Source organism: Pseudomonas rhizophila, assembly GCF_003033885.1.
Classification (GTDB): domain Bacteria; phylum Pseudomonadota; class Gammaproteobacteria; order Pseudomonadales; family Pseudomonadaceae; genus Aquipseudomonas; species Aquipseudomonas rhizophila.
On record NZ_CP024081.1, the window covers coordinates 3,982,828 to 4,008,817 of the forward strand.

The 25,990-nt window shown below is 61.3% G+C and carries 18 protein-coding genes; 16 read left to right on the plus strand and 2 right to left on the minus strand.

Going from position 1 to position 25,990, the window contains the following annotated elements:
• Positions 1-112: 112 nt before the first annotated feature.
• The gene (locus tag CRX69_RS18435) at positions 113-1,114 is read left to right on the plus strand and encodes a FecR family protein (RefSeq protein ID WP_107322516.1); all 1,002 of its coding nucleotides are present in this window, start codon (positions 113-115) and stop codon (positions 1,112-1,114) included.
• A 49-nt stretch (positions 1,115-1,163) separates the two neighbouring features.
• On the opposite strand, the gene pvdQ is transcribed toward CRX69_RS18435, so the two are convergent.
• Positions 1,164-3,512 carry a bifunctional acylase PvdQ gene (gene pvdQ / locus CRX69_RS18440; protein ID WP_107322517.1) on the minus strand — a complete coding sequence of 783 codons (2,349 nt, stop codon included), beginning with the start codon at positions 3,510-3,512 and terminating at the stop codon, positions 1,164-1,166.
• A gap of 267 nt (positions 3,513-3,779) precedes the next feature.
• On the opposite strand from pvdQ, the gene CRX69_RS18445 reads away from it, so the two are divergent.
• On the plus strand, positions 3,780-4,160 hold the full coding sequence (locus CRX69_RS18445; RefSeq protein ID WP_047226560.1) for a fe2+ zn2+ uptake regulation protein: 381 nt from the start codon (positions 3,780-3,782) through the stop codon (positions 4,158-4,160).
• A gap of 9 nt (positions 4,161-4,169) precedes the next feature.
• Here CRX69_RS18445 and CRX69_RS18450 read toward each other — a convergent pair whose 3' ends face one another.
• Positions 4,170-4,358: a hypothetical protein gene (locus CRX69_RS18450; protein ID WP_047226561.1), complete on the minus strand. Its 189-nt coding sequence runs from the start codon at positions 4,356-4,358 to the stop codon at positions 4,170-4,172.
• Between the two features lie 308 nt (positions 4,359-4,666).
• Between CRX69_RS18450 and CRX69_RS18455 the strand changes: the two genes are divergently transcribed.
• The 14 genes from CRX69_RS18455 to CRX69_RS18520 all read left to right on the plus strand — a co-directional run bounded on the left by CRX69_RS18455 (position 4,667) and on the right by CRX69_RS18520 (position 25,980).
• Positions 4,667-5,902, plus strand: a complete 1,236-nt coding sequence (locus CRX69_RS18455; RefSeq protein WP_107322518.1) for an MdfA family multidrug efflux MFS transporter — start codon at positions 4,667-4,669, stop codon at positions 5,900-5,902.
• Positions 5,903-5,929: 27 nt separating this feature from the next.
• The gene (locus CRX69_RS18460; protein WP_107322519.1) at positions 5,930-7,057 is read left to right on the plus strand and encodes a LuxE/PaaK family acyltransferase; all 1,128 of its coding nucleotides are present in this window, start codon (positions 5,930-5,932) and stop codon (positions 7,055-7,057) included.
• A 1-nt stretch (position 7,058) separates the two neighbouring features.
• Positions 7,059-9,470, plus strand: a complete 2,412-nt coding sequence (locus CRX69_RS18465; RefSeq protein ID WP_107322520.1) for an acyl-CoA reductase — start codon at positions 7,059-7,061, stop codon at positions 9,468-9,470.
• 52 nt (positions 9,471-9,522) lie between these two features.
• Positions 9,523-10,797 carry a phenylacetate--CoA ligase family protein gene (locus CRX69_RS18470; RefSeq protein ID WP_107322521.1) on the plus strand — a complete coding sequence of 425 codons (1,275 nt, stop codon included), beginning with the start codon at positions 9,523-9,525 and terminating at the stop codon, positions 10,795-10,797.
• Positions 10,794-11,738, plus strand: coding sequence for a GNAT family N-acetyltransferase (locus CRX69_RS18475; protein WP_107322522.1), 945 nt, complete (start codon positions 10,794-10,796; stop codon positions 11,736-11,738). Before CRX69_RS18470 ends, CRX69_RS18475 begins: the two co-directional genes overlap by 4 nt.
• A 203-nt stretch (positions 11,739-11,941) precedes the next feature.
• Positions 11,942-13,936: a methyl-accepting chemotaxis protein gene (locus CRX69_RS18480; protein WP_047226567.1), complete on the plus strand. Its 1,995-nt coding sequence runs from the start codon at positions 11,942-11,944 to the stop codon at positions 13,934-13,936.
• Between the two features lie 269 nt (positions 13,937-14,205).
• Positions 14,206-14,652, plus strand: coding sequence for a DUF411 domain-containing protein (locus CRX69_RS18485; RefSeq protein ID WP_076385001.1), 447 nt, complete (start codon positions 14,206-14,208; stop codon positions 14,650-14,652).
• Positions 14,652-15,086 (plus strand): YqaA family protein, encoded by a 435-nt coding sequence (locus CRX69_RS18490; protein ID WP_076385003.1) that lies wholly within the window; start codon positions 14,652-14,654, stop codon positions 15,084-15,086. Before CRX69_RS18485 ends, CRX69_RS18490 begins: the two co-directional genes overlap by 1 nt.
• Before the next feature lie 86 nt (positions 15,087-15,172).
• Entirely contained in the window at positions 15,173-16,204 is a 1,032-nt protein-coding gene (locus CRX69_RS18495) for an alpha/beta fold hydrolase (RefSeq protein WP_107322523.1), read from the plus strand.
• Between the two features lie 11 nt (positions 16,205-16,215).
• Positions 16,216-17,181 carry a D-2-hydroxyacid dehydrogenase family protein gene (locus CRX69_RS18500; protein WP_107322524.1) on the plus strand — a complete coding sequence of 322 codons (966 nt, stop codon included), beginning with the start codon at positions 16,216-16,218 and terminating at the stop codon, positions 17,179-17,181.
• Between the two features lie 559 nt (positions 17,182-17,740).
• Positions 17,741-19,312: a glycogen synthase GlgA gene (glgA, locus tag CRX69_RS18505; protein ID WP_107322525.1), complete on the plus strand. Its 1,572-nt coding sequence runs from the start codon at positions 17,741-17,743 to the stop codon at positions 19,310-19,312.
• A gap of 7 nt (positions 19,313-19,319) precedes the next feature.
• Positions 19,320-21,122: a malto-oligosyltrehalose trehalohydrolase gene (gene treZ / locus CRX69_RS18510; protein WP_107322526.1), complete on the plus strand. Its 1,803-nt coding sequence runs from the start codon at positions 19,320-19,322 to the stop codon at positions 21,120-21,122.
• Entirely contained in the window at positions 21,119-23,197 is a 2,079-nt protein-coding gene (malQ, locus tag CRX69_RS18515; RefSeq protein WP_107322527.1) for a 4-alpha-glucanotransferase, read from the plus strand. The genes treZ and malQ overlap by 4 nt, the downstream gene beginning before the upstream one ends.
• Positions 23,194-25,980, plus strand: a complete 2,787-nt coding sequence (locus tag CRX69_RS18520; RefSeq protein WP_107322528.1) for a malto-oligosyltrehalose synthase — start codon at positions 23,194-23,196, stop codon at positions 25,978-25,980. The genes malQ and CRX69_RS18520 overlap by 4 nt, the downstream gene beginning before the upstream one ends.
• The last annotated feature ends 10 nt before the right edge of the window (positions 25,981-25,990 follow it).

The window sequence follows — 25,990 nt, forward strand, 5'->3', positions numbered from 1 at the left end:
TGTTCGAGCCTTTGACCGGAAAAAACAGGCTTATTTTGATGTGCAAACGCCATGATGGCGGTTCTCGACAGGTCATGCCGAAGGTTAGAATGCGGCAAACCAGGAAGAGTCAATGACCGAACATACACTCTCGGAAGCCGAATACGACGCCATTACCGATGCGGCCGCGCATTGGTGCATGCGTTTGCACGCCGTCGACTGCACCGACGCCGAACGGCTGGCATTCAAACAATGGCACGATGCCGATCCCCTGCACGCTTTCGAATACCAAGCCATGCTGGAGATCTGGGCCGTGGCCGATCATCTTCCGCGTGTCGAAGCGGCACCATCTCCCGCGCCAATACCGCGACCTCGGTCCCGCTGGAGTCGGATGGCTGTCGCAGCCGCAGTGCTTGTGCTGGGCATACCCCTGGCCGCCTACACGGGCTGGAACCTGGGCTGGGTTGCCAACTCCTACGAACGATTCGAAGCGGATACAAGCGTGCGTCACATCACCCTGGGTGACGGCAGCCAGGTAGAACTGAACCTGGGCAGTGAACTGGTATTTGCCAATTACAAGAATGAGCGTCGGGTGACGCTGAAAAAGGGCGAGGCGTTTTTCGACGTCAGCCATGACACACAACACCCATTCGTTGTACGGGCCGGCCAGGGCCAGGTGCGCGTGACCGGCACTCGCTTCAATGTATGGATGTATCAGGATCAGGTCCGGGTGACGCTGGTGGAGGGCTCAGTATGGGTGACCAGCAACCAGGCACTTGCCAGTAACGGCTCGCAACTGTCGCCGGGCATGCAGGCCAGCTACAAAGCTGGCGACTACCAACCGCAAATCCGTGAAGTCGATGCCAACGACAGCTCGCTGGCGTGGCGCAACGGCAAGCTGGTGCTGGACAACCTTGCCCTCAGCGATGCACTCCCGCTGATCAATCGTTATCTCGAGCATCCCGTCATGCTGGCCGACAACAGCACGGGCGCCCTGCGTATCGGTGGTATCTACAACCTCAACGAAGTGAAGAACCTGGTGCCTTCGTTGCCCAAAGTCCTGCCGGTTTACCTGACGCAGAACCAGGACGGCAATCCAGTCCTCAACTCCATCGGTCAACGGCCGTCCAACTGAAAAAGCCGCGACCTGATCAGGTCGCGGCTTTTGTGTAAAACAACAGCGATCAGTGCGCGGCCACCCTGCCCGCCTCATCACGCTCACGGATGATCACCGCCTGATAGTGCGGATCGGCTTTGATCTGCTGTTCGGTGAACGGTAGCGCACTCCATTGCTTCTTCGAGAATGCCTGGGTCTGGTCGGCCGAATACGGCGATGCGGGGTCGCTGGAAATGGAAAATGCCAACAGACCTTCAGCCCGAGGTCCTTTGCCATCAAAACTCACCACTTGCAGATAGCTGGTGCCGCTGACCACTTCCCGTTTACCGTTGGCCCCTGGCACGCTCTGAATCGCGTTATAGATCCCCAGCTCACCGGGGCCGCCGTGGATTGGCGTCTGCCGGCTGCCACTGCTGGCAACCTGGATGTCCTGCCAGCGGCTATCCTTCGGCAATCCGGCGGCCTTCACAGAGGCCTGCGAGGCCAGCATGGCTTGACGCACAGCCTTGTGCACCGGGGCACGCTCAATCGCCAGGCCGTTTGGAGTATGTCGCGGGTCTTGCGGATCGAACGGGACACGCCATGAATCAGGCACCCCCTGCAACTGCGCCATGATGCGCTGGAAATGAATGAAGCCCAATCCGCTGTCCAGGCCAGCGGTTCGATCCCAGACCCTGAGATCGTTGCACACCTGGGTCAACGTCACGGCATCGGCCCCCAGGTCACCGGCACAAAAGCCCAGCAGGTCGGGCATCACCTGATCAGCAAGGTAGACCTGGTCGTCCATGACCATACGCTGCAAGTCATCGACCTTCACCGGCCCGTCCTTGGCCAGTTGACCCAGCCGCTGCAGAGCAAAACGCGCACGCAGGCCCAGCGGTTGGTCTTGCTGGCTGATCAAGGGCGAATAACCGGACAAGGGTTGTGAAGGGTTGACCATCCAGGCCGAATCGTTGGAATTTTGCACATAATCGCGGCGCAACAACTGCGGTAGCTTGTCGGCGGCGTAAATGCCTTTCTGCACGGCCTCGGGATCGATATCCCAGGCGCATTCGCCGCGTGAGCCGTCCAGTACGATGAGTTGCAGCCCTGCCCGCGGGTCGCTGCAGCGGGCCAACTTGTCGGCATCGACGTTCGGTACCACCGACACGTTCATGTAGAGACTTTGCCCCTGATCGTCCACCGCCAGGGTGTTGACCCATGGAATACCGTGGATCTCATGGACCGCACTCTGCAAGTCCGTGAGCGTGACGGCTTTGTTCATGGCGTACCACTGGGCGAGCACCCGATCATTTTCCCGGTTCGCATCGCGCAGGCTGTAGGCGAACTTGTCATCCCAGTCCAGCCGGCCGGGCCATTGCACGATCGGACCGAACTGCGAGCCGTAGACCACCCGCGAAACGCTCTGCACCTGGCCATCGGGTTGTTTGATGTCCACCGTCACCGTCTGTTGGCTCATCGGTACGGATTGACCATCGAGCAGGTAGCGGGTCGGGTCTTTCGGGTCGAGTTGCAGACGGTACAGCGTGAAATGTTTAGAGGTGTCGACGGTGTGGGTCCAGGCCAGGTGCTGGCTGAAACCGATGTTGATCACGGGCAAGCCTGGCAGGGCCGCGCCCATGACGTCCAGTTTGCCGGGAATGGTCAGGTGCATCTGGTAAAAACGCATGCCCCCCAGCCATGGGAAGTGCGGGTTCGCCAGCAACATCCCACGCCCGTTGAAGGAGCGCTCACTGCCGATGGCGACCGCGTTACTACCACGCTCCAGGGCGAAACGCTGCTGCCGGGTCGCAGCGCCTGCGAAACCTGTCCTCGGCTCGCCAGCGTCCGCCGTCGCTTGTGGCGGCTGAGCGCCCGCCAGGGCTTCGGCGAACTGGCCGACGCCACCTTCCACCAACAGGCGCCGGGTCAGTTTGACCAGGTCCAGCGCGGTGATCGGCCGCACCCACTCACTGGCACATTGCTCGGGCAGGCCGATGGCCTTGCGTTCGGCCAGCGCGCGGTTGAAACCCGCCACATAGCCTTCGACCAGTTGCTGTACTTGAGGCGTCTGGGCTTGCCAGAAACCGGAAACGGCTTGCGGCGTGTTGAGCCAGTTGAAAAATACATCGCTGACGCGGTTCTCCCGCTGTTCGAGCGTGACCTGCTCCGGGCCGAAGTAGCGCGAGCGTTGACCATTGACCGTGACGATCTCATTGGCCAGCAGGCATAAATTATCCTCAGCGTACGCATACCCGATGCCGTAGCCCAACCCGCGCTCATCCTGAGCCCGGATATGTGGCACGCCAAAACTGGTGCGGCGGATCTCGGCACTGGCCTGTTCTTTATCACTTTGAGCGCTGGCGACGCAGCTGAACCCCAGGCTCACTGCGAAAAACACACCTGCGAGGCCAAACCTCGATAACTGCCCGGACATTCTCACGTTCACTCCTGATCCAATACTTTCTAAAACCAGGACGGCTGCCTGGGAATTCACATACCGCGTGCCTGGCCGGAATGTGCCTCCCTTGAAAACGAATGGGATGAAAAAAAATTAATGGCCTGGCACCGCCTGACTACGGGCGTTTGATCGCCTCCAGACAAATTTTTCAGCTTTTTGCCTTCATGATTGGCCGCGTTCGTTCGTCCTATTACAGGAGAGTATCCGTGACCTTTTCTGAACAGGCTGGTAAGGAGTTTTTGCATGCATGACGCGCGTCAGCCCATGGAGGGCAAGCCCAGGTCGACCGGCGTTCCGGCGACAGCCACTCACAACCTGTTCGACAGGCCGGCAGAACGAGGTAGCAATGAACACATCAGGCTTTTGCTCAAGAGCTTCGGCCTCAGAACCAGCCTGATTCGCCTCAAGGTCATCGATGCATTGCTCAAGGCCGCCGATGAAAACCGCAGCCTGGGTGTGCGGGGCGTACACAGTCAACTGCTGGGGCTGGACATTCCATTGTCCTTCCTCAGCGTGCGCGAGGTGTTGAAGCGCCTGTGCAGCGAGGGTGTCGTCACCCTTAACCCCGATAAGACCTACAGTTTGCACCGCAAGGCCATGCACGTGCTCCAGGGCGGGGAGTGACGCCTGCGCTCAGGGCTTGACCTTGCGTCGCATCACGCCGTTGATCACGACCACGATGACCGCGACGGCAATCGCGATGTATTGAAACAGCTGCTCGCTGATCATGCCGTTGTTCTGCATCCAGGTCAGTCCCAGCATGATCGCCAGAACCACGAGGACCACCAGAATCGAGTATTTCAAACGTTGCGATTGAGTCATTGCCAATTTCCTGAATGTATCCGCTCTGTATCCCCGTGCTTGCCAGCCCCATACCGTGTTTTGGAAATAGCGGGCAGCAGACGGGGTCTCATGGTACAGCCGAACGGGCGTACTCACGCAACCGAAGCCCATCAGATTAATTACCTGCATCACCACAGAAGTCCGCCCCTGGCGGACTTTTGTCTTACAGAATTAACTCATATTTCTGCCACAAACAAAGGGGAAGACTTCTTTCGGCCCTGAATTCCCCCAACGTATTCTCGAATAAGAGGCGCTTACCTCCTTACCGAAAATCGACGTTGGAAATCATGCAAACCTTGCTGGCAACTCTTTCGCCAATACGATTGACAGGTTTTTGCCTGGCTATCGCTCTTTTCGAACTATTGACTTATCTGGCCAGCGACCTGGTCATGCCGGCCATGCTCGCGGTGACCCGGGAACTGGATGCGCCCGCGGATCAAATCCCCTACGCCTTCAATCTGTATCTATTGGGCGGTGTTCTGCTGCCGTGGCTGATCGGTCCGTTATCCGATCGCTATGGGCGTCGTGCATTCATGCTCGCCGGTTGTGCCGGTTTTGTCCTGGCTTGCGCAGCGATCACCCTGGTCACCCACATGCAGGGATTCAACGGGCTTCGTTTGATCCAGGGTATGGGGCTGGGTTTCGTGATCGCGGTCAGCTACCCGGCCATACAGGAAGTATTCAACGAGTCGGACGCTGTGAAGGTCATGGCGTTGCTGGGCAATCTCGCCCTCCTCTCGCCCTTGCTGGGGCCGCTGCTGGGTGGCTTGCTGCTGCAATGGCTGTCCTGGCGCGAGCTGTTCATGTTGCTGGCAGGCCTGGGGGCAGTGAGCTGGCTGGCCTTATGGACATTCATGCCCCGAAGCCCCGGTCTGGCGCACTCCTGCCCCCGGCAACCGGCCCTGGAGCCGTTCGAACTGCGCACACTCATCAGGCGCTATGGCGCGCTGCTGAGTCACTCCGGCTTCATGGCCGCGTGCGTGGCGCTGGGGTTGATGAGCCTGCCGCTGATTGCCTGGATCGGTCTGTCCCCCCTGTTGCTGATCCAGGACCAGGGCCTGTCGCCCCTGGTCTATGGCCTGTGGCAAATCCCGGTGTTCTCGGGCGTGATCCTTGGCAATCTCCTGCTCAATCACCTGGTGGAGCGGGTGGGCGTGCGCGGGGTATTGCGCTACAGCCTGTGGCCCTTGTCTACCGGCCTCATCGCACTGGTGATCGCCAGCCCGTTCAACCTTGGCGTACCCGCGCTGGTCAGCGGCCTGGCGCTCTACGCCCTGGGGCTGGGCATGGGCAACGCGGCCTTGTATCGATTGGCGCTGTTCGCCAGCGACGACAGCAAAGGGCTGGTCTCGGCCATGGTCGGGATGATTTCCATCGCAGTGATGAGCACCGCCGGCTCACTGCTCGCGCTGCTGGGCGCCGGAACAAGCCTGAACGCCTTTGCCTTGATGGTCGGCATTGCCGGGCTCAGCTGCCTTGTGGCGCTGCGTCTGTTCATGTCGCAACCGGCCGCTCACGTCTGAAAATCCCCTCCCTGAGGAACGTTACCCATGATTCATTTTCCCCACGCCGATGCGCTGTGTGCATTGGCGCAGCCTTACGATCCCGATTCGGTACCTGCTGGTCTGTTTGATCGGGCCATGGCCCAGATCAGCCTGTTCCATTGCCACCACACCCCCGGCTACGAACACTGGCTCAACGCCAACGGCCTGGCGGTAGAGGATCTGGAGCATTTGACTGACTGGTCGCGCTTGCCGCCCATCTACGCCAATTACTTCAAACAGCGCTTGTTGCTCAGCCCCACCGGCGAGAACGCGCTAGAGCTGACATCCTCCGGCACCAGCGGCCAGAAAAGCCGCATGCGCTACGACGAGCGCAGCATGGCCGCGGCCCAGGGCATGGTGGCGCGTATCTTTGAACATTACGGCTGGTTCACGCCGGATTCGCCCTGCAACTACCTGTTGTTCAGTCACGAACCGGAGAAGGTCAATCACGTCGGCACCGCTCATACAGACCAGTTCTTGCGCAGCTTCGCGCCGGCCAATCGGATTTTTCATGCGCTGCGGCGCACCGGAAAAGGTCATGAGTTCGATGTCTTTGGCGCGATCCGGGCCCTTCAGGAGTTCGCCGAAGAGGGCCTGCCGGTGCGGATCTTTGGCTTCCCGGCGCTGCTGTGTCATGCGCTTGAGCGCATGCGTGAAACCGCGACGCCGAACCTCAAACTTGCCCCCGACTCCCTGGTATTTCTGGGAGGCGGCTGGAAAAAACAGGCCGCCCAGGAGATCCCCCGCCACGAGGTCTATGAACACATCACCCGGCAACTGGGCATTGAGGCGCACCGCTGCCGCGACGGTTACGGTGCCGTCGAGCACGCCGTGCCGTACATCGAATGTGCGCATCACAGGTTTCATGTGCCGGTCTATTCGAAAGCTTTCATACGTCACCCCTCGAACTTCAGCGTCCAGCCCTTCGGCGAGGCGGGATTGTTGTCGTTCGTCTCGCCTTACATCTCTTCCAGTCCCGCCCATGCCGTGGTGATGAGCGACCTGGCGACCCTGCATCCGGCCAATTGTGAGTGCGGCCTGAACACCCAATGGTTCGAGCTGCACGGCCGGGCCGGCACCAGTGCCAGCCGAAGCTGCGCCATGGCCGCTTCCGAATTGATCAAGGAGAATTGATATGTATCTCATCAATGGCCAACTGCACGCTGATCTGCCCCTCGATACAGCCCTTGAACGCCTGCAGACGCAACTGCCTGCTCTTCTGGACGCACCGCCCCCCAGTGATAGCGTGCTCGATTGTGCGCAGGCGTTCGCACAGATGCTGCGGGCCCCAGAACAAACTCCGCTCCTGGACGACGACCAGCGCCAGGCACTGATCGCCTTCTGCGAACGCAAGCATTTGAGCCGCAAACTCGAACGGGAGCTGGGGGCGGACGCGCGCTCGCTGCGCCGAATCGACTATAGCGATGGCCCTTTCGAAAGCTGGCAACCCCTGGGGCTGGTGGTGCATGTCACCCCCGGCAATGCTCCGCTGCTGGGGTTCTTCGCGGCACTGGAAAGCCTGCTGGCGGGCAACGTCAACTGGCTGCGACCCAGCACGCGCGATGCAGACCTGACGGCGCGGGTGCTGGCGACGTTCCTCGATTGCGACCCAAGCGGCCAGTTGCGCGATTACGTTGCGGTGCTGCCAGTGCCCTACCACGAGTGCCGGCGTCTCTTCGCGCTGGCCCAGGGCGTCAGCGCCTGGGGTGGCGAGACAGCACTCAAGGCCATGCGTGACCAGCTTCCAAGCGGCTGCCGCTGGATCGATTGGGGACATCGCATCAGCTTCGCCTATGTCACGCCGCAAGCCGCCAACGAGCAGGCGCTGGACAGTCTTGTGGATGAGGTCTGCCGCCACGATCAGCAAGCCTGTTCCAGTCCCCAGTGGCTGTTGGTGGACAGCGATGAGCCGGTTCAGATGCAGGCACTGGGTGACGCCCTGGCTGACGCATTTGAACGACGCGCCGGACAATGGCCAGCGTTGGAAACCAGTGCAGCCGAAGCGTGCGAGATCACCACCCGCACGGCACTTGCCCGACTCGACCACAGCTTTACAGGACAAACCGGCCAGATTTGGGAAGGCCACGGTTGGCGCATTATTTGGGAGCATCACCGCGACCTGTTGCCATCGCCGCTGTTTCGCACGCTTTTGTTACGACCGGTGCCCCAAGGGCTGATCACACAAACCCTGCTGCCCTGGCGAAACGTGTTGCAGAGCTGCGCGCTGATCTGTGAACCGCAACGGGCGCCTGAACTGGCACGTTGCGTATTAGCCGCCGGCGTGACCCGCATCTCGGCAACCGCAGACATCCAGCAAGGCTACGAGGGCGAGCCTCACGACGGCGTCTACGCGCTGCAACGATTGAGTCGTCGGGTATCGGTCGGTCTTGAACCTGGTGTCGCCAGTCATCGTGTGACACTGGACGCCCCGCCGACCACAACACCCATTTCACCCTCGACGCCGATCATGAACAAAGCGGCATTCCTGGCGCTGCCTGCCGCCCCCCAGGCCCAGCTGTTTTTCCGTTCAGGTGGTAGCAGCGGCGCACCGGTGCTGTCGCCCTACAGCTACCGCGATTTTGATCGTCACATGCGGGCCGCCGCCGACGGACTGCGCGCGGCCGGCCTGGATCCGGCGAAGGATCGGGTCATGAACCTGTTTTATGGCGGCAACCTCTACGGCGGCTTCTTCAGTTTCTCGAAAATACTGGAGCACATGAACGCCGTGCATTACCCCATGGGCGCGACGTCAGATGCGGACTTCGAAGAGATCGCACGGATGATCGTCGCTCACAAGGTCAATACCCTGGTGGGCATGCCAAGTACCTTGCAGCGCCTGTTTTCCAGCCAGCGAGAAACCCTTCAAGGCTACGGCGGCGTGCGCAAAGTCATGCTGGGCGGCGAGCACCTGGGGCCAGGCTGCCGTCAGTTGCTTGAGGACTGCGGCGTGACAAGTATTCGCTCAGCCATCTATGGCAGCGTCGACGCGGGTCCCCTTGGCCATGCCTGCACTGCCAGCGGCGAGGGTGTATTCCACCTCATGGAGGACATTCAACACCTGGAGATCGTACAGCTGGAACTGGACGCTCCGGTCGCGTCGGGGGAAACCGGACGGCTGCTGTTCACTTCGCGCAGACGCCAAGCGCAGCCCCTTCACCGCTACGAAGTTGGTGATTGCGGGCGCTGGCTCACCGCTCCCTGCCCGTGTGGCCTGGAGTCACCCCGGTTCGAGTTGCGCCAGCGCCACGGCGCCCTGATACGCATCGTGACGTACCTGATCAATACCCACGAGCTGGCTGAGCAGGCACAAACGGCCATTCAGATCGTACTCGATTACCACAGCAGCGGCTGCGAACGCCTGTTGATTCGCGCCGATGGCGATGCACAAACGGTCCGGAGCCAGGTCATGGGCCTCGAACTGCTGTCCACGCTGGTGGAGTCCGAAATGCTCGTACTGGACGTGCAATCCTGTCCGGCGACAAGTTTCGAACATAACAAACACAGCGGCAAAGTACCGCTGGTGATTGATCGCAGAATCACCGCTTGATTGTTTTCCCGTGTAATTGAATAAGCGGACGTTAGAGTCCGAGAGAACCCTGATGAGCACCTCTTTACCATTCGAACAATGGCTCGCCCATATTCGTACGCATTCAACGTTCTACCGCAAGTCTTTACGGCATTTACCCGCGCAGAATTGCGCTCTGGAGGATTTCCCCATTGTCGACGTCGCCGACTATTGGGCCGGCAGTCATGACCTGGACCATTGGGACGTACTGACCGGCAAAGTCGAAGACGCGCTGATCTACAAAACCGGCGGCACGACCAGTCAGGGGAAACTGTCGGTGTACACCCGCGCTGAATGGCAGCGGATGCTCAACTGCTTCGGTCAGAGCCTGTCAGCGCAATTGAGGGCTGGTGATCGAATCGCCAACCTGTTCTTTTCCGGAGACCTGTACGCCAGTTTCCTGTTCATTCATGGCGCCCTTGGCAAAGTCGATGTAGCCATCACCGAATTCCCGTTCACCGGGGCGGTGGATCTCGACGTGCTGACCGAGGCGGTGACCGGCCACCGCATCAATGTGCTGGCCGGTGTGCCTGCGCACCTGCTGGCGTTTGCCGACCATTTGGATCAACAGGGACGAACGCTGCCCGGCATCACCACCGTGCTGTTCGGCGGAGAAAACCTGTTCGACAGCCAGTTGCCCGCGTTGCAGCGCGCCTTCCCACAGGCACGCTTCGCCTCCATCGGCTATGCCAGCGTCGACGCCGGGCTGGTGGGCGCCAGCGCACCGGACTGCAACCTGGGCGAGCACCGCGTGTTCGGCGAACAGATACGGGTAGAGATCATCGATGAACTGAGCGGTGAGGTCATCCAGGCGTGCGATCGGCCCGGCAATCTGGTGGTGACCAACCTCACCCGGACCCTGATGCCCATCGTGCGGTATCCGGTGGGCGACCGAGCGTGCTGGCGCGAGCCGGTTGGCACCCCGCGACGCAAGTTCGCGCTTCAGGGCCGCAGCGCGAAAAGCCAGCGAGTGCGGGTAGGCGTTTTCTCGCTGTTTTCGCAGGAAATCAGCGACATCATCCGCAGCATTGGCGGTGACCTTCAGTGGCAATTGATCATCGAGCACGCACAGAACAACGACCGCGTGTTGCTCAAGTGGGTGCCTGGCGGGCAAACCCAGGCTTGCCAGTCACTCTCCAACACATTGAAAGCTGCCTTGACCGCACAGTATCCGGGTATCGACCAACTCGACCTGAACGTCCAGGCCTGCGCCTTGCAAGCGTTGGAACGCCATCCACGCTCTGGCAAGCACCTGTCGATCATCGACCGCCGCACCTACGCTCCGTTGACAGCGAGGCACGCCGGATGAGCAGCGTGGTCATCCGAGCGTTCAGGCCCACGGATGGCGTCGGAACCAGCGAATTGTTCCGCCGGGTTTACGGCGATCACTACGTCTCACCAGACGTCTACCTGCCACACYTGATTGGCCTGCACAACCTGCTGAACCGTTGGCACTCCATGGTCGCCGTGGAGGATGAGCGCGTGGTCGGTCATGCCGCATTGTGTCGGCAGACGGCCGATGGTGAAGACGCGGAACTGGCCCTGATCGCGGTGGACCCCGCGGTGCAGGGCGGCCAGATTGCGACGCGCCTGGGGCAGCAATTACTCGACAGCTGCCAGGACCTCGGACTTGCCAGGCTGTCGATCAAGCAAGTCACCAGCCATTGCTACAGCCAGCGTCTGGCACAACGCCTGGGGTTCCATGACACCGGGCTGCTGCCTGACCATGTGCCCTCACCTTTCGCCACGGTCCACGCCGAAACCATCGTGGTCGGCAGCCAAGTGGTCAGCGGCCATCGCCGCCCGCTGCCGCACCTCAAATGGCCCGCGGCATGCCAATGGCTGACGCAACCCTTGGCATCGCTGTTTGGTACCTCGCTCGAGGCGCCCTTGCCTTCGGTACAGCCTTTTCAAATCCGACAGCTGCCCGGAAGAATCGACATTGTGGCCGGGTACATAGGCCTTCGCCTGGCCGGGCAACTGCTGCGCTTGCCGGCCCATTGGTCACTTTCAGTGCGACTCGGACTGCGTCAGCAATTCGCCGACGATTACCAACGATTGATGGACGCCGGATTCATCTTCACCGGGATCATGCCTGCCGAAGGCGACCCCGGCTGGCAGGCGCTGTTTCACCGTGGCGCCCTGGATCGCCCGCTCACCTTGCATTCGGAGCCGATGCAACGGCTCCACGAACAAGTGCAAGCCCAAGGGCACATCTGGAGGAGCGTCCAGGCAGGTTCGGCGGCGTAAAAACGGAGTATTCGGCGCTGTGGCCACGCAAAAAAGTCGCGCTGAAATGCTGGAAGATCGCGGCGTTCACGCTGCGATCTTTCCCGATCAGCGGTAATGTTTGCTATGTGGGCACCCCTCAAGCTGTCCAGCGACGGGCCGATAAAAATAAGTCAGGCCATTGCGCCAGCTCCCGAAAAACGCCTTCGAGCAAGGATTCCCACATGCCCGCATTTCGCACCATTCAGGCGCGCTACACGCTGTTCCTGATTTCATTCATCCTGTTGTTGTCCATCCTGACCGTCGTGGGTATCAGCTATCTCGTCGCGCCCAAACTGCGCCACACCGAAGAGCAAGTGGCGCTTAATCGCATCAGCGAAGTGGCCGAGCAGATCCAGGGGGAATTGAACAAGGTCCAGGCGCAGCAACGCAGCATCACCCAGACCATCCCGCTGCTCGACAGCGATGCCATAGACAGGGTCCTGCCTGGCTTGGTGGATCAGTACGGCGAGCTGAAAGTCTTTGGTGGCGGGATCTGGCCGCTGCCTAATCAGCGGGCCGAAGGGCGTAGCAAATTCAGCACGTTCTGGCACCGCGACGCCTCGGGCAAACTGGTGGTCAATACCTTCTGGAACAGCGACGCGGCGCCAAATTATTACGATCAACCCTGGCACAAGGGCGGCATGGCCACACCCGCCGGCAAGTGCGCCTGGGCCGCCGCCTATAAAGACGACGCCAGCGCTGAGCCGCGGACCAACTGCGCCATGTCCATCCAGAAGAACGGCGCGCCTTATGGCGTTTCCACCATCGACGTGACCCTGGGCTTCTTCAATGAGCTGGTGGCACGCAAGGAAGCCGAGCTGAGCGCCGAGATGCTGATCGTGGAAGGCGATGGCAAGATCATCAGCAACAGTTCGCGCATCAGCGGCCCCATCGTGCTGAAGAACATCAGCGAACTGGCGGCAACCTCGCCCTTCGCCGCACAGGTCAAGGCCGGCCTGGCCCAGCGAGACCAACCGCTGCAGCGGGTCGAATTTGATAACAAGGGTGAGGCCAGTACCTTTTTCATGCGGCCTATCGAAGGTTCGCCGTGGTTCCTGGCTACCGCCTTGCCAACCCGCCTGATCACCGCCCAGCGCGACGATGTACTGAGCACGTTAAGCCTGCTGCAGATCCCGATGGTGATCCTGCTGGTGTTGATGCAGTTGTACGCGATCCGTCAGTTGACCAACCGCATGAAGACACTCAAGAGCAACATCGATGCGCTGTCCACCGGCGATGCCGACCTGACCCGGCGCATCACCATCCGCGCCGAGGATGAACTGGGGGCGATCGGTCATTCGGTCAACGGCTTCATCGTTTACCTGCAAAACATGATCGGCGAAGTCACCCAGGCGACCGGCGCCATGGCGACAAGCCTGGACAACCTGCAACGGACCTCAGCCCACACCAGCGAAATCCTGATGCGCCACGCCTCGGAAACCGATCAGACCGTCACGGCCATCACCGAGATGAGTTCCACCGCCGAAAGCGTCGCGCAGAACGCCGCCGAAACCGCTGCGTTCACCCAACGCGCCAATGAACATGCCGACCATTCTCGGGTGGTTGTCGCAGAGGCGTCCAACAGTGTGGTGGCCTTGATCGATGAAGTCGCCAGTGCTACCCGCAAAGTCGAAAGCATGCAGCAGGACGCTCAACGCATCACCGAGATTCTCGGCGTAATCGGCGCCATTGCCGGGCAGACCAACTTGCTGGCCCTTAACGCCGCCATCGAAGCCGCCCGGGCCGGTGAGCAGGGTCGAGGCTTCGCAGTGGTGGCCGACGAGGTACGCGCCCTCGCCGCCCGCACCCAGGCCAGCACCTCGGAAATCAACGAAATGCTGACGCGCTTGACCCAGGGCGTGAGTTCATCGGTTTCGGCCATGGAAAACACCCAGGCCAGCTGCCAGTCGGCCGCCGACGCCACGTCCAGAGTCAATTCAGGACTGGATGAAATGGCCGGTTCCGTCAGCCAGATCAACAGCCTGAGCACTCAGATCGCCACCGCTGCCGAACAGCAGAGCGCCGTGACCGAGGAAATCAATCGCAGCATGGTGCAGATCCGCCATATGGTGGAAGAGCTGGTGGAAAGTGGCCTGGCCAGCGAGAACAACACCCGCCAGTTGCTGGAAGCCAACAGCCGGGTGAATGCGATCATGGGGCGGTTCAAGGTGCGCTGAAACGCCCCAGGCTGTTTGCATATGAACCTGAGGGAGCGAGCCTGCATGCGATGACGGCGGCAAGGTCGACACTGGCCAAGCTGAACCACCGCGATCGCGAGCAGGCTCGCTCCCGCAGGGTTCTGCGGTGGCGGGTGAATTTGCGCCGAACTTCGAATCAGCATCGCCCCCAACCTGACAACTCTGTAATCCGCCCCTCAGCCCACTGTCAGCTCACGCTCGCTACTCTGTTATCCTCCTCCCAAACTGTTCGACACGAGACTGTCCCCATGGCCAATCCCCTGCACCTGCTCGCCCTGAGCGCGTTTTTTGTCACCACCCTGGCCCAGGCCGCCGAACCGATCACCATTGACGTACACCGCGATGCCAATTGCGGTTGCTGTAAAAAATGGATTTCACATCTGCAAGAAAACGGCTTCAAGGTCAACGACCATGTTGAAACCGACATGAGTTCAGTCAAACAACGCCTGGGTGTTGCGCCAAACCTGCGCTCCTGCCACACCGCCCAGATCAATGGCAAATTCGTTGAGGGGCATGTCCCGGCCGACCAGGTCCTGGCGTTGAGCAAACGGAACGACCTGCTCGGTGTGGCCGCGCCTGGCATGCCCATGGGTTCGCCCGGTATGGAAACGGACGGCATGAGTGATGCGTATCAGGTGATCGGCCTGAAAAGCGACGGGACTCAAACCGTGGTGGCGGATTACCCGGCCCACTGATGGGCGAGGCTTACATCGGCTTGTTCCTGGCGGCATTCGGTGCCGCCACCTTGTTACCGCTGCAATCCGAAGCACTGCTGGTTGGGCTGTTGCTCAGCGAACGCTATGAAACCTGGCTGTTGCTGGGGGTCGCCACCGTGGGCAACGTACTGGGCTCGCTGGTGAACTGGTGGCTGGGCACACGCCTGGAGCAGTTCAAGGATCGGCGCTGGTTTCCGGTCAGTCCGGCGCATCTGGACAAGGCCCGCGTGCATTATCAGCGTTATGGGCGCTGGTCGCTGCTGCTCAGTTGGATGCCCATCATCGGCGATCCACTGACCTTGGTGGCGGGCGTGATGGGCGAGCCGTGGCGGCGCTTTGTGTTGATCGTGACCCTGGCCAAAGGGTTGCGTTATGGCGCACTCGCCCTCGCGACCCTGGGCTGGATGGGTTGAACGTTCGCGACTTTGGGTTGCCTGTGGTTAATGTCGCCATAATCGGGCCACGCCAGGATCGGCCGGATGCCCAAAGGAGATTGCCCATGTCGCGTTCCACTGCTCGCTGGTTACCCAGCCTGTTTCTGACGGCCGCCCTGCCGCTGTTCGCCCAGGCCGAAAACCCGCCTGAAGGCCCGGCCTATGGCCCGGAACTCCAAGGCTTCGAATACCCCTACACACTCAAGCACTTCCCCCTTCAGTCCCAGGGCCAATCGTTGCAAATGGGCTACATGGACGTGCCGGCCCAAGGCGAGGTCAATGGCCGCACCGTGGTGCTGATGCACGGCAAGAATTTTTGCGCCGCCACCTGGGGCGACTCGATCAAGACCCTCAGCGAGGCCGGTTACCGGGTCATCGCCCCGGATCAGATCGGTTTCTGTACGTCCAGCAAGCCCGCTCATTACCAGTACAGCTTCCACCAACTGGCAACCAACACCCAGGCCCTGCTCAAGGCTCTCGGGGTGCAGAAAAGCATTGTGCTCGGCCACTCCACCGGTGGCATGCTCGCCACCCGTTATGCCTTGCAGTTTCCCGATCAGGTCGAGCGGCTGGCGATGGTCAACCCCATCGGCCTGGAGGACTGGAAAGCCCTCGGCGTGCCCTACCGTACAGTGGACCAGTGGTACGAGCGCGAACTGAAACTCAGCGCCGACGGTATCCGCAACTACGAGCGCAAGACCTACTATGGTGGCCGCTGGAAACCGGAGTTTGAGCGCTGGGTGGACATGCTGGCCGGGCTGAACAAGGGGCCGGGGCACACGCAAGTCGCGTGGAATTCGGCGCTGATCTACGACATGATCTTCACCCAGCCGGTCTACTACGAATTCAAGGACCTGAAAGTACCGACGCTGCTGATGATCGGCACCTCCGACACCACCGCCATCGGCAGCGACATCGCGCCGCCGGCCGTGAAAGCCAAACTGGGCCGGTATGAAGTGCTGGGCAAGCAGGTGGCTCAATTGATTCCCCAGTCGACCCTGGTGGAGTTCGCCCATCTGGGGCATGCCCCACAGATGGAGGAGCCGGACCGGTTCCACCAGGCCTTGCTGGGCTGGCTGAACAAACCCATTCCCTGACGAGGTGTTCCATGGCGGTGCAAATAGCAGTCATCGATGATTGGCAGGACGTAGCGCGGGACGTGGTGGACTGGTCGGTGCTCGATAGCATCGGCCAGGTGACATTTATTCATGAGTACCCTGCCGAGCGCGACACCCTCGCCGCGCGCCTGCACCGCTTCGAAGTGATCTGCGTGATGCGTGAACGCACGCCATTCGACGAAGGCCTGCTGCGCCGCCTGCCCAACCTCAAGCTGTTGCTCACCGGCGGCATGCGCAATGCCGCCCTGGACCTCAAGGCAGCCGCCGAACTGGGTATCCAGGTATGCGGCACCGAAAGCTACAAGCACGCAGCCCCCGAGCTGACCTGGGCGCTGATCATGGCCCTGACCCGCAACCTGGTGCAGGAGGCCAATGCCTTGCGCGCCGGGCTATGGCAGCAAGGCTTGGGCGGCGACCTGCATGGCAAGACCCTGGCAATCCTCGGCCTGGGCAGCATCGGCACACGGGTAGCTCAGTTCGGCCAGGTCTTCGGCATGCGGGTGATCGCCTGGAGCCAGAACCTCACCGCTGAACGGGCCGCAGAAGTGGGTGTGACCTACGTGAGTAAACAGCAACTGTTCGAACAGGCTGACATTCTCTCGGTGCATCTGGTACTCAGCGAGCGCTCCCGCGGTTTGGTGGACGCCCAGGCGCTGGGCTGGATGAAACCCCAGGCGCTATTGGTCAATACCGCACGCGGTCCAATCGTCGATGAAGCCGCCCTGATCGACGCCCTGCGCGACAAACGCCTGGCCGGTGCCGCCCTGGACGTCTTCGCCGAGGAACCCCTGCCATCCGACCACCCGTTCCGATCCCTGGAAAATCTACTGGCCACACCGCACGTGGGTTACGTCACCCGGAACAATTATCAGAAGTTCTATTCCTTGATGATCGAAGACCTGCAAGCCTGGGCGGCCGGCAAACCGATCCGCCTGTTGACCCCCACTGGCGACTGAACACGTTTTAAGTGGGAGCAAGCCTGCTCCCACAGAAACAGCGTATTTCCGGGCCAACAATGGCCACTAAAATGCCTCTATTTCACCCGCCCCCTGATGGTGCATCGCGCCATTGCATCGCGCACGCCGATGAAACACCCCCCTTCCCCATACACCCATTACGTTTCCAGAAACTGCACTTCGTCGGTGCGTATCCCGCTTTGTCGTGTAAGACATTGCCGCCAACAAAGCTGATTGTCGGACAATTCGACGAAGCGCGCCGCACCGCTCTAGGTTCTGACCTAGACTGCCAAACCGGGGAGAAAACCGACCGGTCGTCCAGACGAAAAAAAGTGGAAACTTTTCGCAACGGCGACGGGTCAGGTTAGAGGTAGGGCAACAACGGCTGGTGCAGTCCTTGCAAGTCCTTGAAGCAGCCCCTTCACCTGATTCGCTTAACCGCATTGGGCAGCGCTTTGCTTACCTTGCGTAGCGCTTGTGCGCCTGGCCGCAGGATTCGGCCAATGAAACAACAGCTCTGGCGCTTGCCGGAAACAGATCGAGAAAATGGGAGAAAGTTATGATCAGTGCTGCCTTGGAACCACAGCAAGTCCGTTCTCAACTTCCGCTGGCGACTGACTCGCCGACGGCACCGGTGCTGGCCACCGGCGGCAAGGCACTGCTCCCGGTCGTCAGGCAGAATCCCAATCGCAAGAAGGTATTGTTCGTAACCTCGGAAATTGCCGACCTGGTCAAAACCGGCGGCCTGGGCGATGTTTCTTCCGCCCTGCCCCGGGCCATGGCCGGCCTGCATGACGTGCGAGTGCTGATCCCCGGTTACCCGCAGGTGATGAACAGCGGCAACCCGATCCACATCATCGGTGAACTGGGCGGCCACGCCGCGCTGCCGCCCTGCAAGATCGGGCGGATGGACATGGCCGACGGCCTGGTGATCTACGTACTGATCTGTCCGGAACTCTTTGCCCGTGAAGGCTCACCCTACGGGGCCAACAACGGTCGCGACTGGCCCGACAACCACATTCGCTTCGCCCGGCTGGGCCTGGCCGCAGCTGATATCGCCGCCAACCTCGCCCAAATCCACTGGTGCCCCGATCTGGTCCACGCCCATGACTGGCCGGCCGGTCTGGCGCCGGCCTATATGCACTGGCGTGGGCAACGCACGCCTACCCTGTTCACCATTCACAACCTGGCATACCAGGGCGTAGTGAGCCTGGCCTCATGCCCGGAGCTGGGTATCCCGGAGCACGCGCTGCAGCAGGAAGGCATGGAGTTCTACGGCAAGTTGTCGTTTCTCAAGGCCGGCATGGCCTACTCCAGTCATATCACCACGGTCAGCGCCACCTACGCCCAGGAAATCACTACCCCGGCATTCGGTTGCGGGCTCGACGGTTTTCTTGCGGCTAAAACACAACAAGGCCTGCTCAGCGGCATTCCCAATGGCATCGACGAGAGTTGGGACGCGGCCACCGATACGCACTTGTTCCGCCAGTTCGCCATGGGTGACTGGGATGGCAAAGCCGTGAACGCGGCTCATGTACGCGATCTGTTTGGTCTAGACGACTCCAGCGGCCCGCTGTTCGCCGTGGTTTCGCGCCTGGTGTACCAGAAAGGCCTGGACCTGACCGAAGCCGTCGCCGAGTTCATCGTCGAATCCGGGGGCCAGATCGCGATCATCGGTCGCGGCGAACCGGAGGAAGAGCAAGCCATGCGTGAACTGGCGCTGCGTTTTCCCGGACGGATCGGTGTACGCATCGGCTTCAACGAAACCGACGCGCGGCGGATGTTCGCCGGCAGCGACTTTCTGCTGATGCCTTCACGCTACGAGCCCTGCGGCTTGAGCCAGATGTACGCCCAGCGCTTCGGCTCGCTGCCGGTGGCACGCAATACCGGCGGGCTGGCGGACACCATCGAAGACGGCATCACCGGCTTCCTGTTCGATGAGTCCACCGCCGAAAGTTACAAACAGGCATTGAGCCGGGCCTTCAAGGTCTTCGAGTTCCCTGACCTGCTCAACGCGATGCGCTGCCGGGCTATGTCAGCGCCATTCAACTGGTGCAAGGCCGTGGAACCCTACGCCGAACTCTATGAACAGCTAGTGGCCAAGTCACTGGGTAAATCGGCCAGACAATGAGGTAACAATGCCGTCAAGGACGCCTGAAACCTGGACCCATGGCGCGGTCATGCTCGATGCCGAGCACACCCGCTTCGCCCTCTGGGCCCCGGATGCTTTTTTTGTGAGTGTCGAGCTCGACACTGGAGATTCAATACCGCTACTGCCCCAGGCCGATGGCTGGTTCATGATCCAGACCCGTTGCCCCGCCGGCACTCGTTATCGCTACAACATCGACGGCGAACTGGAGGTTCCCGACCCGGCGTCCCGCGCCCAGGCCGGTGACATTGACCGCCACAGCGTGGTGGTCGACCCTCATGCTTACCGATGGCGCCATACCCAATGGTCCGGGCGCCCCTGGCATGAAGCTGTGATCTATGAGTTGCACGTCGGCGCCCTCGGTGGTTTCCAAGGCGTCGAACAGCACCTGGCGCGACTGGCTGGATTAGGGGTAACCGCCATCGAACTGATGCCGCTGTCGCAGTTTCCCGGTGACCGTAACTGGGGCTACGACGGCGTCCTGCCCTACGCTCCCCAGGCCTCCTACGGCACGCCGGAACAGCTCAAGCACTTGATCGACAGCGCCCACGGCCACGGGCTGGCGGTGATTGTGGACGTGGTCTACAACCATTTCGGCCCCGACGGCAATTATCTGCACCGTTACGCAAAAGGTTTTTTCCGCGAAGACAAGCACACCCCCTGGGGCGCGGCAATTGACTTCCGGCGCCGCGAGGTGCGGGACTTCTTTATCGACAATGCGCTGATGTGGCTGCTGGAATACCGTTTCGACGGCCTGCGCCTGGACGCCGTGCATGCGATCGAAGATCCGGATTTTCTCCAGGAACTGGCCGCCAGGGTGCGCGAACAGGTAGATCCGGTTCGGCATGTCTGGTTGACCGTGGAAAACGAACACAACCAGGCCAGCCTGCTGGAGCACGGCTATGACGCCCAGTGGAACGATGACGGGCACAACGCCCTGCACGTGCTGCTGACCGGCGAAACCGACGCCTATTATGCTGACTATGCCCAAGAGCCGACGGAACAATTGGCACGCTGCCTCAGCCAGGGGTTTGTCTTCCAGGGCCATATCAACCGCCACGGCGAGCCCCGGGGCGAACCCAGCGGTCACCTGCCCCCCAGCGCCTTCGTGCTGTTTCTGCAGAACCACGATCAGATTGGCAACCGGGCACTGGGTGAACGCCTGCACCAACTGGCCCCGCCTCAGGCCGTGCAAGCGGCGACGGTCTTGTTGCTGTTGTCACCGATGATTCCGCTTCTGTTCATGGGCGATGAAGTAGCCGCCCGGCAACCCTTCCTGTTTTTCACCAGCCATCACGGCGAGCTGGCGGAGCTGGTTCGTGAGGGTCGGCGCAACGAGTTCAAGGCGTTCAGTGCCTTTGCCGATCCCGAAAAGCGTGAGCGCATCCCGGATCCTAACGCGGCTGATACCTTCGAGGTGTCGAGGCCTGAGCTGGAGGCGCAGCACGCTGAGCAACTAGCCAGTGAAACACTCTATCGACAACTGCTGAAAATCCGCCGTGAAGTGATCATCCCGCGCTTGCCCGGAGCCCAGGCCTTGGACGCCGAAGTGCTGGGCCATGGCGCAGTCAGCGCACGCTGGCGCATGGGCGACGGCAGCGTGTTGCGCATTGACCTGAACCTCAGCGATCAGCCGGTCAAGCATACCGCTCAAGAAGAGGCCGAGATTCTTTTCGAACATCCGCAGCACGCCATGGGTCTGTTGCAGCAAGGGGCCCTGGCGCCCTACAGCGCGCTGGTCAGTCTGACGCACGCGGCAAACTTGCCCAACATCACTGGAGAGCGCCTATGAGCGATGCGCAACTGGAAATTCTCGCCGGCCGAGCGGGCCTGGCGGTGGACTGGATCGACGCCAACGGCCGGGCGCAGAAAGTCTCGCCCGCCGTCTTGCGTTCAGTCCTCATCGGTCTGGGCCATCCAGCCGGGACCGCCCAGGAAATCGACGCCAGCCTGCTGCAATTGCAGCAGGACCAACAGAATCATCAATTGCCACCGCTGATCACCGCCGATGTCGGCGCCAGCGTGGATCTGAGCCGCTACTTCGAAGCCGCCACGCCCTGCGAAATCCAGCTCGAGGATGGTGCCACACTGAACCTGAAACTCGACGCCGACGCCAGGTTGCCGGGGATGGTTCCGGTGGGTTACCAGCACGTCAGCATCCAGGACCAGCATTTCATCCTGGCGGTCGCGCCAGCACATTGCTATAGCGTGGCCGATGCGGTGGATAATCCGACGCCCCGCGCCTGGGGCCTGAGCGCGCAGTTATATGCGCTGCGCCGCCCCGGCGACGGAGGTTTCGGTGACACCCAGGCCCTGGAGGAGTTGGTACGGGTCGCCGGCGAGCGCGGTGCCGACGCCCTGGCGATCAGCCCGATGCACGCGATGTTCAGCAGCGACACCGGCCGTTACAGCCCCTATTCACCGTCCAGCCGGCTCTTCCTCAACAGTCTCTATGCCGCGCCGGGCACCGTTCTCGGCGAACGCGCGCTGCGCGCGGCCATTGACGCCACCGGTTTGACCAACCAACTGCGCAATCTGGAAGAACAACCGCTGGTGGATTGGCCCGTGGCGGCCCAGGCCAAGCAGAAAGTCCTGCGCGCCCTTTACGACGGCTTCAGCCAGGGCGAGCATCCATTGCATGAGGATTTCAGCAGTTTCCGCCACACCAGCGGCGAACCCCTGGAGAATCATTGCCGCTTCGAAGCCCTGCAGGCCGAACGTGCGGCTCGGGGAGAGAGCCTGGACTGGCGCCATTGGCCCGAAGAATGGCGCAACCCGCGTAGTTCGACGTTGGCGCACTTTGCCGAGGAGAACGCCGACGAAATCGGCTTCTACGCGTTTTGCCAGTGGCTGATTACCCGGTGCCTGGAGCGCGTCCAGAGCGCGGCTAAATCCAGCGGCATGGGCATTGGCCTGATCGCTGACCTGGCAGTAGGCGCCGATGGTGGAGGCAGCCAGGCCTGGAGTCGGCAGGATGAACTGCTCGCCTCGTTGACCGTGGGCGCACCGCCGGACATCCTCAACCGCTCCGGCCAAGGCTGGGGCATCTCGGCATTCTCGCCAGAGGGGTTGGTACGCAATGGTTTTCGCGCGTTCATTGAGATGCTACGGGCCAACTTCGCCCACGCCGGCGGCTTGCGCATCGATCATGTGATGGGCTTGCAGCGCCTGTGGGTGATCCCCAACGACGCCCCGCCCAGCGATGGCGCCTACCTTTATTATCCGGTGGACGACCTGCTGCGTCTGCTGGCCCTTGAATCCCATCGCCATCAAGCCATCGTCCTGGGCGAAGACCTCGGCACCGTGCCCGAGGGGCTTCGCGAGAAGCTCAGCGCCCGATCGATCCTCGGCATGCGCGTGCTGTTGTTCGAACAGGACAATACCCACTTCAAACCCATCCTCGACTGGCCGGACAATGCCCTGGCCACGACCAGTACCCATGACTTGCCGACCCTCAATGGCTGGTGGCACGGTCATGATATCGACTGGAACGCCCGGTTGGACCTGATCGACTCCCACACCGAGATGGACTGGCGCAAACACCGCGAGCGTGAACGCGAAGGCCTAAGCAATGTGTTGAATCAGGACCCGCAGAACTTTCGTGAAGAACACCTGGATACCGACGAGATCCTCGACGCCAGTGTGCGTTTCCTCGGACACACCCGTGCGCCGCTGGTGTTGCTGCCGCTCGAAGACGCCCTAGGCATCGACGAACAGGCCAACCTGCCTGGCACCACCGATACCCACCCCAACTGGCGGCGTCGCCTGGCGTGTGACAGCCAGGTGCTGCTGGATGACCCGGGCGCCGCCCGGCGTCTGGAAATCCTCGCCTGCGCAAGGCTTCAGGCGAACGAGCGTGACCGATGAATCAGACGTTGATCCAACCATTGCGGGCGACCCTTCGCCTGCAATTTCATAAAGGCTTCACCCTGGACGATGCCATCCCCCAGGTGCCGTACTTCGCATCGTTGGGCATCAGCCATATTTACGCCTCGCCACTGCTCAAAGCCCGCGCCGGCTCCATGCATGGCTACGATGTGGTCGATCCGACCCAGGTGAACCCGGAACTGGGCGGCGAAGCGGCGCTTCGACGCCTGGTCGCCAGCCTGCGTGAGCACCGGATGGGGTTGATCCTCGATGTCGTGTCCAACCACATGGCCGTCGGCGGCAATGACAATCCCTGGTGGCAGGACCTGCTGGAATGGGGACGTTTGAGCCCCTTCGGCGAGTTTTTCGATATCCAGTGGCATTCTCCCGACCCCTTGATGGAGGGCCAACTGTTGCTGCCGTTTTTAGGCAGCGACTACGGAGTGGCCTTGCAGGAAGGCACCCTGAAGTTACGCTTCGATGCCACACAAGGCAGCTTCCTGGCCGAGCATTACGAGCATCACTTCCCTATCTGCCCCATGCAGTACGGCGAATTACTCAAACCTGCCGAAACGCTGCCATCCGAACAGGCCGAATCCCTCAAGGCGTTGGCCGAGCGTTTTACCACGCTGAACTACCAGACCGACGCCCATACCCTGGCCCGACCGCTGCAGCAGCAATTGCAAGAGCTGGCCAGCCAGCCAGGTATCCAGGCCACCATCGAAGAGAACTTGCGCGCCTACGACTCCCGGCAACCCGAGGGGTTCGAGCGTCTGCATCAATTGCTGGAGCGCCAGAGTTACCGGCTCGCCAGTTGGCGTACGGCGGCGGACGACATCAACTGGCGGCGCTTTTTCGACGTTAATGAGCTGGGTGGCCTGCGGGTCGAGCGCCCCGCGGTGTTCGAAGCCACCCACGCCAAAATTTTCGAATTGATCGCCGAAGGATTGGTGGACGGCTTGCGGATCGACCACATCGACGGTCTTGCCGATCCTCGCGGCTACTGCCGCAAATTGCGCAGGCGTCTTGATTCGCTTTCGCCCTCGCGGCACCTGCCCATTTTCATTGAGAAAATCCTCGGCGATGGCGAGAGCCTGCGTCGGGACTGGAACATCGACGGCAGTACCGGTTACGAGTTCATGAACCAGATCTCGTTGCTGCAGCATGACCCGGCCGGTGCCGAGCCCCTTGCCGAGTTCTGGAGTCGCCACAGCGAGCGACCGGCGCACTTCATCGAAGAAGCGCGTCTGGCCCGTCAACAGATTCTCAATGGTTCCCTGGCCGGAGACTTCGAAAGCGTCGCCCAAGCCCTGTTGCAAGTCGCGCGGGACGACGTGATGACCCGTGACCTGACCCTCGGCGCCATTCGCCGCGCGTTGCAGGAACTGATCGTGCACTTCCCGGTGTACCGCACCTACATCAACCCGCTCGGCCGCTCCAACGAAGACGATGTGTTTTTTCGTCAGGCCCTGGAAGACGCCCGACAGACCCTCAGCGAAGCCGACTGGCCGGTGCTCGACTACCTGGCCGACTGGCTCGGCGGCATGCCCTGGCGGGATCGCCCACGGGGTGGTCAGCGCAAACGGCTGCGCCATGCTTGCGTGCGCTTCCAGCAACTGACCTCGCCAGCCGCCGCCAAGGCCGTGGAAGACACGGCGCTTTATCGTTCGGCAGTACTGCTGTCGCGCAATGACGTGGGCTACAACACCGAACGGTTCAGCGCCCCGCCGCAAGCGTTTCATGACGCCTGCCTCGAGCGCCTGGAGCATTTCCCTGACAACCTGATGACCACCGCCACCCATGACCATAAGCGCGGCGAAGACACCAGGGCGCGGCTGGCGGTCATCAGCGAACGAGCTGATTGGTACATGGCGTGCGTGGACCAGTGGCGCATTCTTGCGCCATCGCTGCACAGCGACCCCGCCGCTCCTTCAGCCGGTGATGAACTAATTCTGTACCAGGCGCTACTGGGAAGTTGGCCGCTGGACCTGGATGTGCACGACCACACGGCACTGGCCGACTACAACGAGCGCATGTGGCAATGGCAACGCAAGGCTTTGCGCGAAGCCAAGTTGCAAAGCAGTTGGTCGGCCGTCAACGACGCTTATGAGCAGGCGACCCAACTGTTCCTGGAGCGGCTGTTGCTCGGTGATGAGGGGCTGCCTCTGCGCAACGCCCTCGCCGAAGCGGTCCAGGTCATCGCCCCGGCGGGCGCCCTCAACAGTTTGGCGCAAACCTTGCTGCGCATGACTGTGCCTGGTGTACCGGACCTGTACCAGGGTAATGAGTTCTGGGATTTCAGCCTGGTGGATCCGGACAACCGCCGCCCGGTGGATTTCCTGGCGCGCCGCGAGGCGATGCAAGCACCAGGCACCCCAGCGCAACTGGTAAGCACCTGGCGCGATGGCAGGGTCAAGCAAGCGTTGATCGCCAGGACACTGGCCGTACGCACCGAACACTTGCAACTGTTCCAGCAAGGCCGCTATCAGCCATTGCAAGTGGTTGGCGCGCAGGCCAAACGGGTCCTGGCCTTTATGCGTGAGCATGAGCAACAACGGGCAATCATAGTGGTACCGATCCATGCAGCTCGCCTGCTGGAAAACGGTGCCGTGCCGCTGGTGGCTGCATCGGACTGGGGCGACACCCGCGTATCACTACCGTTTGCCCGTGGGGATGAAAAACTGAAGGGACTTTTTTCCAGCGCGGCAGTCACACCCCAAAGGGAGCTGATGGTCAGCGACGCGCTGGGGGATTTCCCGGTCAATGTCTTTATCCAATCTTGAGTTCAGTCAG